We start from the raw sequence: 12,035 nt of genomic DNA on the forward strand, positions 1-12,035 counted from the left end.
CTGAACTTTATATATCCTGTTTTTCTGGAGAACTGCTATAAAACTTCTGAGTGAAGTCACTTAATTTTTACACATCTATTGTAGAGTAAGAAGAACCGAATTTGAAACAAAAATGCTAACTGATGCTTGGACTTTACTGACATTTACACTACTTGAAACTATACTTAGTGTAGACAATTTAATCTTTATTTCTCTAGCAATAGATAAGGTACCAAATGCGCTGAGAGAAAGAGTGCGCCTTATGGGCCTTGGATTAGCACTATTAATGCGTTTTGTAATACTATTTTTTACATCATCTATATTATCAATGCAAAAACCTATATTTCACACTGCATCAGCAAGGGATTTACTTATGATCGCAGGGGGATTATTCCTTATTGTTAAGAGCTCTATGGAGTTACGGGATGACATCTTTGTATGTAAGAAAAATAAAAAGAAAGCAAACGTTAAATCAAAATTTTTTTTAGTTGTGCTACAAATTATATTAATAGATTTAGTTTTTTCGGTTGATTCGATATTAACTGCTATAGCACTAACTTATAACATGGTAATAATTGCTACAGCATTTACATTTTCCATGCTAGCAATGCTGTTTTTATCAAGTTATACCGCCCAGTTAATCAAATCTAACCCAGGGTTAAAAATAATCGCCATTTTATTTATTTTACTTGTCGGTGTGTACCTCATACTTCATGGATTTCATATAGAATTACCAAAAGGATATTTGTATTCTTCATTTATGTTTGCACTGCTTGTGGAAATTATAGCACTTCTCGCAATAGTCCGAATAGGATAAGATATGTGCTTATGGCTATGGTAGAGCAGTAGCATATTATGATCTGTTCGGATTATTGTAAAAAGAGCTATATAAGCAAAATAAAGAAAATTAACCGTCATACCGCGATTCATTCGCGGTATCTCAGCCGCTAACAAGCAGCGGGATGACGAGGTTGTCGTCATGTTGCCGCGAACTGTCATACCGCGATTCATTCGCGGTATCTCTAGATCCCGCTAACACGTAGCGGGATGACGAGGTTATCGTCATGTTGCCGCGAACCGTCATACCGCGATTCATTCGCGGTATCTCTAGATCCAGCTAACAAGCAGCGGGATCTTTTTGATTTACTCCCACTCAATAGTTGCGGGTGGTTTAGAAGTGATATCATAAACAACTCTATTTACTCCGGGAACATTATTAACAATTATACTGCCGACATTGCGTAAAAAATCCCAAAATACTAGCAAGTGTTGATCCTTATCTTCAAATGGAAATGCATCGGCTGTCATACCATCAGATGATGTTACAGCCCTTAAAGCACAAACATATCCATACGTACGACCATCTCCCATAACGCCTACAGTTTTTATTGGTAATAATACAGCAAAAGCTTGCCATATCTTATCATATAGATCGTAATTTTTCATCGTATTAATATATATTTCATCTACTTCTTGCAATATTCGCACCTTTTCTTCATCGACTTCACTTATAATCCTCACTGCAAGTCCAGGTCCAGGAAATGGATGTTGAAATATTATCTCATCTGAAAGCCCAATTTCTTTTCCAAGTAGCCTTACCTCATCTTTAAAGAGGTAGCGTAAAGGCTCCACTAGCTTCAGGTTCATCTTTTCTGGCAACCCACCAACATTATGGTGAGACTTAATTGTACTAGTGTTGTTTGAGCCATGCCCTGACTCAACTACATCAGAGTAGATGGTACCTTGCATCAAAAAATCCACATCACCTATTTTTTTTGCTTCTTCTTCAAACACTTCAATAAAAGTGTTACCGATAATTTTTCGCTTTTCTTCTGGATCAGTTATTCCCTTCAACCTACTCAAAAATAAATTTGATTTATCAACGTAATTTATCGGAATCTCTTTCAACATAGCGATGGTTTGGTTCTTGCGTAACAACCCAGTATCGATAAAAATACAGTTCAATTGTTTTCCTATAGCTTTATGTGTGAGAGCCGCTGCAACGCTTGAATCAACCCCACCACTTACTGCAGCGATTACTTTTTTCTCTCCTACTACATTTTTGATTTTTTCCTTTTGCTCCTCAATAAACGACTTCATTGTCCAGTCTCTTTTGCAATTTGCAATATCCAAGAAGTTAGAGAGCAATTTACTGCCATTTGTTGTGGGCTTAACCTCAGGATGGAACTGAGTACAGTAAATCTTCCGCTGTTCGTTGACAATCATTGCAATTGTTTGATTTATCACACCTGATGCGATAACAGTAAATCCCTGTGGTATAGTATCAACACTGTCCGCATGGTTCATTAATACATCCACTTCAGAATTAACATCCCAGGTATCCTTTACAATGGGGGATTCTTTTAGTATCTTGATTTTAGTTCTACCAAACTCCTGTTTGAAACTCTCTTTTACTTTTGCTCCAAAATAATGACAAATGAGTTGCTGTCCATAGCATATTCCAAGTATAGGAACGCTTGTTGCCTCATTAAGTTTTATAATTTCATGTACTACTCTACTTGTTTCAGAACAATCATCATTTACAGATTGTGGTCCTCCAGAGAGAATAAACCCATTGAATTTTGATATTGTTTCAAAACTGATGTTGCTTGGAAATATCTCACAATAAACACCCATTCCTCTTACTTGTCTTGCGATAAGCTGTGTAAACTGTGAACCAAAATCAATAATGGCAATTGCTGACAATTTGCTCCTCCATATTATTTAAAATGATATCTGATAATAAAGAAAATAATGGAGTAAGTAAACCAAGACCTGTTTAAAAGCTTTAACGCGTGGTACAAGTTAGCTATATAGCTAATTTTCCTACACCATACCGCTGCGGCGCTAACTATTAGCGGAATGACAGCAATCTACGTCATACCGCCGCAGTATCTCAGCCGCTAACAAGTAGCGGGATTATCTTCATGCTGCCACGAACCGTCATACCACCGCGAACCGTCATACCGCGATTCATTCGCGGTATCTCAGCCGCTAACAAGAGATCCCGCTAACAAGCAGCGGGATGACGAGGTATAAACTTTATCGTCATGCCACCGCGAACCGTCATACCGCGATTCATTCGCGGTATCTCGGCAATAGATCCCGCTAACAAGTAGCGGGATGACGATTGTCGTTTAGCCATAAATGTTTAAGAAATTTACCAAGTGAAAAAAAAGGCAAAAGAAGCCCCATGGTGGTTGGCTATTTACTATGTACTAAAATATCGGCGTTTTTTTTATTCTAAAACGCTTGATTAAGAGCGATTTAGCTGCTTTTAACTTGCAACTAACCTACACCGCAAGTGTTTAAGAAATTTACTAAGCAGGAAAAAAGGCAAAGAAACCCCGTAGTAGCTAGCATTCAAATTCTCCCTTGTCAATTTGACGTTTTTTGCTGTCTTAAACGCTTTGTAAGCGCGTTTCGGCTTATATAGGTAAAAACCTAAAAATTTTTAAAGACATGCGATGCACGTAGTGCGAAAAATTAAACATGAGACGCCAAATACCCTAAGTTTTTTGTCATTAACCTGCACAGATTGCAAAGATAAATAAATAGCTTCAGTTTTATGATAAGGGAGCTGGCGGAGTTTGTCAAGAAAGTTTTTTCGTTTCTATTCCCAATAAAAGTGCGTTATATGGTTATGCAAGAAGTCTATTTACCCATTTGCTTAACTTTCTCTCTACTTTTTTTGAGTAAGGCCGCTATTGGCATGACAGACATTCATCGTAGTCAATATCTGTTTTTTGTTGCAATATTTCACTTTTTTTGAATATGTCATGCGAGACCTTATCGGCTCTCTGCATTGATTGTGATCTGCAGTAATATAAGCTCTTCAATCCTTTTTTCCAAGCAAGCATGTGTATTTTGTGCAAGTAACGTTTATGTACGTTGGCAGGTAAGAACAGATTTACTGATTGAGATTGACAAATATACGAAGTTCTATCACTTGCATGTTCTATAATCCATCTTTGGTCAAGCTCGTACGCTGTTTTAAATGTCAATTTTTCATGCTCACTAAGAAAATCTAAATGCTGAACGGAACCCTCGTTTGTTGAAATTGAAGACCATATTTTATCATTGTCTTGATTTTTTTCTGCTAATAGTTTTTGCAAGAATTTATTTCGCACTACAAATGAGCCTGTAAGTGTCTTTTGTATGAATACGTTTGCTGCGTATGGTTCTATTCCAGGGGAGGTATTACCTGCAATAATGGAGATCGAGGCAGTAGGAGCAATAGCGAGTTTGTGTGTAAACCTTTCCATTAGATCAACTTCTTTGGCATCAGAACATGCTCCCTTTTCTTCTGCTAATTTTTTAGAAACTATATCTGCTTGCTCGCGTAAATACTTAAATATTTTTTTATTCCATTGTTGTGCTGTTACTGATTCAAAAGGAACCATTTTGCTTTGTAAAAATGAGTGAAAGCCCATCACACCAAGACCAATACTGCGTTCTCTGGCTGCAGAATATTTTGCTCGCTGCATTTCATTCGGTGCTTTATTTATGAAATCTTCCAATACATTATCAAGAAAGCGCATTATATCTTCTATGAAGAGTTTATTGTCTTTCCATTCTTCGTAGTACTCAAGGTTTACGGATGATAGACAACACACAGCAGTGCGTGACTTATTCAGGTGATCATAACCTGTGGTTAAAGTTATTTCACTGCATAGATTTGACATCTTGATGTCTAAGTTGAGCTTTTTGTAAGATTCTGGCTTATTGTTATTTGTTGCATCAAGGAAAATAATGTAAGGTTCTCCAGTTTCAACTCTTGCTGTTAATATTTTGATCCATATATCCCGCGCTTTTACAGTTGAAATAACCTTATTGTTGTGAGGGCTTATTAAATTCCATTCTTGATCATTCTCAACAGCCTGCATAAATTTATCTGTTACTGTTACAGCATGATGTATATTTAACGCTTTGCGATTTGGGTCACCGCCTGTTGGCTTGCGTAAATCTAGAAACTCTTCTATCTCCGGATGAGATACAGGAAGGTAGACTGCTGAACTTCCTCGCCTTAGGGATCCCTGACTAATTGCAAGCGTTAGAGCATTTTGCACTACAATAAATGGAACAATTCCTGATGTTTTGCCGCTACCCTTTACGCTTTCGCCTATTGAGCGTAAATTTCCCCAATAACTACCTATGCCTCCTCCACGTGCAGCAAGCCAAACATTTTCGTTCCATAGATCAACTATTCCCTGCAAGCTGTCTTCGGTTTCATTAAGAAAGCAAGAGATAGGTAACCCTCTCTTAGTGCCACCATTGCTGAGTATTGGTGTTGAAGGCATGAACCACAAGTTGCTCATGTAGTCATAAAGACGCTGCGCATGTTCTTTATTATCAGAATAGTAATTAGCAATACGTGCAAAGAGGTCTTGATAACTTTCATTTTCTATTAAATACCTGTCTGATAGAACTGCTTTTCCAAAGTCGGTTAATTTGCTGTCCTTTGCGTAATTAATGGTAATGTTATTCATAAAGTTCCTTTTATTCTTTTATTATATATAGATACTTAAAAGTCATTTTGAGCGATTTTTAAGTTAGGTTTTTCGGATTTTCTTGTTGATGCTGTAATGCAAACAAGATACCGTCAACCTGACTGCCATATATTTTACAGTAACTCATATAACTTATTTGCATATTTATTTCTTTTGCAACATGTTGAACATAACTTTCTGAGTGACGAAAATAGTCTCCTTTATTTACAAAGTCAATACCTTCACCTTCCTTTCTTCTTATTAAACATACAATAACTCCTTTTTTGCTCGTAGATCTTTTTGCTAATTCCAACTCTTCTTGAAAGTCATGTAGATAATGTAGCACTTCAGCAAAGATAATTACATCATACTGCTGGTTTTTCTCTTGTTTAAGAAACTCTTTCATTTCCATATGTATTAATTCATTGTAAACAGGCTTACCTTTTATAAAGCATCCTCTTGCGATATTTAGCATTCTACTTGAAATGTCAATTCCTGTTATATGGTTTCCAATACTATTTATTTTCAAGAAATGACCACATATTCCAGTTCCACAACCAAGGTCGAGTATATTGAGCTCAGAAGTGGAGTTGTTGAAGATTTTTGTAATTATCATGTGTACAAGTTCATGCCCTCTATATTGTTTGGCAATCAACCAATGCTCAACAAAATATTCACCTGTGTAATCAAAATATTGTCTTATGAGGTTTTTTGGCAATTCTGTAATAGGCGCTGAGTTTGTCATTTTTTTTATATAGTAAGACGCCTCCTCGTGGTCATTATCTAATTTTAGTGCCCTTGTTAAATAATTATAAGCTTTGTTAGTATTCCCTACCGCAAAATGACACCTTCCGATGTTATACCAGACTATAGGTAAATGGGGGTAAAATATGCTAATTAACCAAAATCGTAACTTTGCATCTGATATGCTACCTTTATAAAAGTGATATAAACCGATTTCAATGTTGATGTTTAACAGGTTCTTAGATTTTTTAAGAAGCACTGTCATTTCTTTATGAAGAGTATTATATTTATTCACAATGAAGTGTTTTACTTTCTTAATATTTAATACGCCAATGAGCTTAGACATACAATTTAAAGCAACGTTTTTTATAAAAGAAAGATTACTTTTCATACGTTAGAAATACTCCGAATGTTTATTATCATTTTTAGGCAATTGATTTTAACACATTTTATCTTACAAAATATCTTTTTTATTAATTTTTACTGTATATATAAGTTTACCACATATTTCTCAGATTATACTGTTTAGGATTGCTAGTATATTGTTGTTGATAATATAAGTAAATGTTTTGTGCAAAAAGGCGTTGACATATTATTTATTAGGTTATAACATATAAAAGATTAATTTAGTTTTTAGATGTTTGACAAGTTTTATGGTAGAGATTAATTTAATCTCAATTCAATTTTAATAATATTTAACTCTGCATATTCTGCATATAGTCGGATAAATAAATTATTAAGAGCACTTGATGGATGCCTTGGCGTTAAGAGGCGATGAAGGACGTGGCAGGCTGCGATAAGCTGTGGGGAATTGTCAATAAATTTTGATCCGCAGATTTCCGAATGGGGAAACCCAACTAGTTTAGCTAGTTATTACGTACTAAGTATGTAAAGCAAACTTGGTGAACTGAAATATCTAAGTAGCCAAAGGAAAAGAAATCAACCGAGATTCTGTTAGTAGTGACGAGCGAAAGCGGAAAAGGCTAGTGATTTAAGAATAAGAATTAGAATACTCTGGAAATAGTAACCATAGAAGGTGATAGTCCTGTATAAGTAGAAAGTTTTTAAATCCTTGAGTAGAGCGGGGCACGTGAAATCCTGTTTGAATATGGGGGGACCATCCTCCAAGCCTAAATACTCCTTAACGACCGATAGTGAACAAGTACCGTGAGGGAAAGGTGAAAAGAACCCCGGGAGGGGAGTGAAATAGAATCTGAAATCAAGTGCTTACAAACAGTTGGAGCTCTATATCAATTTATTGATATTTAGAGTGACAGCGTACCTTTTGCATAATGGGTCAGCGAGTTAATCTATGAAGCAAGCTTAAGCCGTTAGGTGTAGGCGTAGCGAAAGCAAGTCTGAATAGGGCGTTTTAGTTTTATGGATTAGACCCGAAACCAAGTGATCTAGTCATGACCAGATTGAAGGTGTGGTAAAACACACTGGAGGATCGAACCAGTTAATGTTGCAACATTATTGGATGAGTTGTGATTAGGGGTGAAAGGCCAATCAAACTTGGAAATAGCTGGTTCTCCGCGAAATCTATTTAGGTAGAGCGTTGTATGTATGTTGTTGGGGGTAGAGCACTGGATAGACTAGGGGGATTCACCGTCTTACCAAATCTAACTAAACTCCGAATACCAACAATTAATTATACAGCAGGCACACTACGGGTGCTAAGTCCGTGGTGAAGAGGGAAACAACCCAGATCACTATCTAAGGTCCCAAAATTACAGCTAAGTGGGGAAGGAAGTAGAAAAACCATTACAGCTAGGAGGTTGGCTTGGAAGCAGCCATCCTTTAAAGAAAGCGTAACAGCTCACTTGTCTAAATAAGTTTTTCTGCGCCGAAAATGTACCGGGGCTAAAGCTGTATACCGAAGATGTGAGTGCTTATTGATTTCGATCAATAGGCGCGGTAGCGGAGCGTTCCGTAAGTCTGTGAAGGTGGTTTGTGAAAACTGCTGGAGATATCGGAAGTGAGAATGCTGACATAAGTAGCGTAAAAGAGTGTGAAAAACACTCTCACCAAAAATCTAAGGGTTCCTACGTTAAGTTAATCTGCGTAGGGTTAGTCGGTTCCTAAGGCGAGTCCGTAAAGGAGTAGTCGATGGCAATTAGGTTAATATTCCTAAACCTCTTAAGTGTGACGGGTTTCGTATTTGTATAGATCTTATTGGATTGATCTATGCTTAAAAGAAGCTCCAGGAAATAGCACTTATATTTATGAGGCCGTACCGCAAACCGACACTGGTGGATGAGTAGAGTATACTAAGGTGTTGAAAGAATGATGTTGAAGGAACTCGGCAAATTATACCTGTAACTTCGGAAGAAGGGTAACCTGCTTTTAGGCAACTATGAGTAGGTGGCACAAAATAGGGAGTAGCGACTGTTTACTAAAAACACAGGACTCTGCAAACACGTAAGTGGAAGTATAGGGTCTGACGCCTGCCCGGTGCTGGAAGGTTAATAGGAAGGGTGCAAGCTCCGAATTGAAGCCCCAGTAAACGGCGGCCGTAACACTGACGGTCCTAAGGTAGCGAAATTCCTTGTCGGGTAAGTTCCGACCCGCACGAATGGCGTAACGATTTCTCCACTGTCTCCAACATCACTTCAGCGAAATTGAATTCCCCGTGCAGATGCGGGGTACCCGCGGTTAGACGAAGAGACCCCGTGCACCTTTACTATAGCTTTACATTGCTATTAAAAGTGTGATGTGCAGGATAGGTGGGAGACTTTGAAGTTATGGCGCTAGCTATAATGGAGTCAACCTTGAGATACCACCCTTTACACTTTTGATATCTAACTATGTTTCATTATCTGGAACTAGGACATTGTATGGTGGGTAGTTTGACTGGGGCGGTCGCCTCCTAAAAAGTAACGGAGGCGTGCGAAGGTAAGCTAGAGCTGGTCGGAAATCAGCTTGATAGTATAATGGCATAAGCTTGCCTGACTGCGAGGCTGACAAGCCAAGCAGAGACGAAAGTCGGTCATAGTGATCCGGTGATTCTGTATGGAAGGGTCATCGCTCAACGGATAAAAGGTACGCCGGGGATAACAGGCTGATGGTGTTCGAGCGTTCATAGCGACGACACCGTTTGGCACCTCGATGTCGACTCATCACATCCTGGGGCTGAAGAAGGTCCCAAGGGTTCGGCTGTTCGCCGATTAAAGTGATACGTGAGTTGGGTTTAGAACGTCGTGAGACAGTTCGGTTTCTATCTGCCGTGGGTGAAGGAAATTTGAGAAGGTCTGACTCTAGTACGAGAGGACCGAGATGGATATACCTCTGGTGTACCAGCTGTTATGCCAATAGCATCGCTGGGTGGCTATGTATAGATGGGATAATTGCTGAAAGCATATAAGCAAGAAACCCTCTTCAAAAAGATTTCCCAATTAAGGCCGTGGAAGACTACCACGTTGATAGGCTAGGTGTGGAAGCATGGTAACATGTGAAGCTAACTAGTACTAATAGCCTGATTGATTTATTTGCTTTCTATATGTGTGTATGCAGTGTTAAATATTAAGTTAAAATTGTTAAGTTAGAAATTTTTATTGACTTGGTGGCTATAGCAAAAATGAACCACCCGATCTCATCTCGAACTCGGAAGTGAAACTTTTTAGCGCTGATGGTACTTGAAAAGGGAGAGTAGGTCGCCGCCAAGTTTATAAAAATTTCTTTGTTAATTAGACAGTAGGTATACTTATATTTTAACTTTCTTGTTTTGTTACTATTCTTTAAGTTTTTACTTTAACTACGATATCTTTTTTTTCTTATATGTTCTTGGTCATTTTCTACATTATTTAGCATTGTTCCTACTTCCCCTAATTGATTCCCTTTTGAAGGAGAATTACTGATTTCTGGTAATATTACATTACCTCCCACTTTTTTAAATAATTCTTCTTGTTGGCGAAATGCTGACCTCCAATCTGTTCCTGTTCCTTTAGGAAGAAATAAGAATTGATACATCTGACCAAAGCCTGTGTTATTTACCTCTTTTATATGCTCTACCATTCACCACACCCATTAACTATTTTTAAAAATTTTACCTATATTATCATAAAAAATATAGTTGTAAATACCTTAATTGAGATTTTTTTTATTTTATCTTTTTTAAGCAAATAGTTAGATCTTTTTGTAAATTTTTATAACTTGCTTGCATAATGTTTCTATGAGTTAGTATTATGTAGTAGTGCCCTATATTACTTATATTTAAAATGCTAATTTTAGCAAGCATTCGTAGTTGCCTTTTTATTTTATTTCTTTTTGCTGCTTTTCCGGTTTTTTTACTGATAGCCAGACCTACTCTAATAGTATGAATGTACTTTTCAGGTTCTCTTTCTTTTATAGCGTACAGTGATATATAAAGCCCACGATAAAAAAGACTGTTGAGTGCTAACTTATTTTTGAAAGCAGAAGAAAAATCTTTTTTTTTATACTTACTATGCGCATAATTTGTTACACCCTAATGAACGGCGCCTATTAAGGATTTTTCTTCCAGCTCTTGTTGCCATACGTGAACGAAATCCGTGTCTGCGCTTTCTTATCAAATTTTTTGGTTGAAATGTTCTCTTCATTGTTTTTATATTAATATAATTATTTATTTTAAATTGTTTTACTTTATTGTCAAATAATGGTGAACTTGTATGACATTTTCGTAGAATAAAATTTGATGCATGGAAGAATGAATTCGGTGATAGTCATACCTGTCTTACTAATCCTTTTATTTTGTTTTAGTAGGTTTCAAGAAGTAAATAAGGTTAAATCTTATCTATATCTTAGTTGTGTATGGATGCTAACTTGGTTGTTAGTATTCTATAATAATTGTTTTGTAACTTTTATTTCTATAGCGTTACTTTTTTTCATGCTTGCTTTTATCTTTAAAAATAAAAGAAATAAGATAATAAAACTTTCGTTATTTGTGGCTTTGGCCATATCATTTTTTATCACTTTATTTATAATGCTGTCTATTTTTATTCAATCCATTAGTTTTTTTAATAAAGTAGCTATTTCAGAATTCTTGTTTTGCTTGAAATGGGGCCACAATGTAGTCACTATCAATGAAGAGAAGATAGGATGTTTTGGTATAGCGCCGCTTTTAGTTGGTACATTACTTATAACTATTATAGCAATGTTAGTTGTCGTTCCGCTTGGTTTATTTTCTGCAATATATATTAGTGAATATGCGAGTGAGAAAGTGCGTTATATTGTTAATACAACTTTGCAAGTTTTGTCTGCTATTCCTACGGTTGTATATGGATATTTCGCGGTTGTGTTTTTGTCTTTCTTTATAAAGCAGGTAGCAAATTTTTTTGGTTTAAGTATACACTCAGAAAGTGCCTTAGTTGCCGGTTTATCGATTGGGATAATGATTCTTCCTTTTATTATTTCTTTACTCGAAGATGCCATAAGATCTGTTCCAAAAAGCTTGCGTTATGGCTTCATGGCACTTGGTGCAACTCCAGCGGAAACTATATGGCATATAACAATACCTTATGCAATGCCTACAATTTTAAGTGCAATTTTATTGTCAATTTCAAGAGTGATAGGTGAAACAATGATTGTGCTAATGGCTGTGGGAATCAACGCAAATTTGACTTTTAACCCTCTTAATTCAGTTACTACCATTACCGTGCAGATCGCTACATTACTTACCGGAGATCAGGATTTCAATAGTGTACAAACTCTTGCTGCTTATGCGCTTAGTTTAGTATTGTTTATTATTACTTGGCTATTAAATGCATTTGCATTGTTTGTAATGAAGCGTAACTAGTAAGCGTTTTAATGTTGCAAAATTTCTATTAATAATATAAAATTTATTTT

The 12,035-nt window shown here is 36.6% G+C and carries 7 protein-coding genes, 2 rRNA genes and 1 pseudogene; 4 read left to right on the forward strand and 6 right to left on the reverse strand.

Annotated features, from left to right (window positions below; all coding sequences use genetic code 11):
* The first annotated feature begins 112 nt into the window (after positions 1-112).
* Complete coding sequence (locus AAGD87_RS01965) at positions 113-796, forward strand: TerC family protein (RefSeq protein ID WP_341817692.1); 684 nt, start codon at positions 113-115, stop codon at positions 794-796.
* Positions 797-1,122: 326 nt separating this feature from the next.
* Here AAGD87_RS01965 and guaA read toward each other — a convergent pair whose 3' ends face one another.
* The 3 genes from guaA to AAGD87_RS01980 form a co-directional block, all read right to left on the reverse strand.
* Positions 1,123-2,685, reverse strand: a complete 1,563-nt coding sequence (guaA, locus tag AAGD87_RS01970; RefSeq protein WP_341817693.1) for a glutamine-hydrolyzing GMP synthase — start codon at positions 2,683-2,685, stop codon at positions 1,123-1,125.
* A gap of 998 nt (positions 2,686-3,683) precedes the next feature.
* Complete coding sequence (locus tag AAGD87_RS01975) at positions 3,684-5,468, reverse strand: ribonucleoside-diphosphate reductase subunit alpha (protein WP_341817694.1); 1,785 nt, start codon at positions 5,466-5,468, stop codon at positions 3,684-3,686.
* A gap of 58 nt (positions 5,469-5,526) precedes the next feature.
* The gene (locus tag AAGD87_RS01980) at positions 5,527-6,603 is read right to left on the reverse strand and encodes a methyltransferase domain-containing protein (RefSeq protein WP_341817695.1); all 1,077 of its coding nucleotides are present in this window, start codon (positions 6,601-6,603) and stop codon (positions 5,527-5,529) included.
* A gap of 335 nt (positions 6,604-6,938) precedes the next feature.
* On the opposite strand from AAGD87_RS01980, the gene AAGD87_RS01985 reads away from it, so the two are divergent.
* Positions 6,939-9,704, forward strand: a 23S ribosomal RNA gene (locus tag AAGD87_RS01985).
* A 66-nt stretch (positions 9,705-9,770) separates the two neighbouring features.
* Positions 9,771-9,877, forward strand: a 5S ribosomal RNA gene (gene rrf, locus AAGD87_RS01990).
* A gap of 85 nt (positions 9,878-9,962) precedes the next feature.
* On the opposite strand, the gene AAGD87_RS01995 is transcribed toward rrf, so the two are convergent.
* From AAGD87_RS01995 to rpmH, 3 genes and pseudogenes are all read right to left on the reverse strand, one after another.
* A complete protein-coding gene (locus AAGD87_RS01995) occupies positions 9,963-10,226 on the reverse strand; it encodes a hypothetical protein (protein ID WP_077188558.1) in 264 nt (87 codons plus the stop codon).
* Between the two features lie 85 nt (positions 10,227-10,311).
* A pseudogene (gene rnpA / locus AAGD87_RS02000) lies at positions 10,312-10,587 on the reverse strand (ribonuclease P protein component); the annotation flags it as partial.
* A 67-nt stretch (positions 10,588-10,654) separates the two neighbouring features.
* On the reverse strand, positions 10,655-10,789 hold the full coding sequence (gene rpmH / locus AAGD87_RS02005; RefSeq protein ID WP_006279898.1) for a 50S ribosomal protein L34: 135 nt from the start codon (positions 10,787-10,789) through the stop codon (positions 10,655-10,657).
* Between the two features lie 107 nt (positions 10,790-10,896).
* Between rpmH and pstC the strand changes: the two genes are divergently transcribed.
* Complete coding sequence (gene pstC / locus AAGD87_RS02010) at positions 10,897-11,985, forward strand: phosphate ABC transporter permease subunit PstC (RefSeq protein WP_038199744.1); 1,089 nt, start codon at positions 10,897-10,899, stop codon at positions 11,983-11,985.
* Positions 11,986-12,035 lie beyond the last annotated feature (50 nt).

The organism is Wolbachia endosymbiont (group A) of Pherbina coryleti, assembly GCF_964026875.1.
Taxonomy (GTDB): Bacteria; Pseudomonadota; Alphaproteobacteria; order Rickettsiales; family Anaplasmataceae; genus Wolbachia; species Wolbachia pipientis.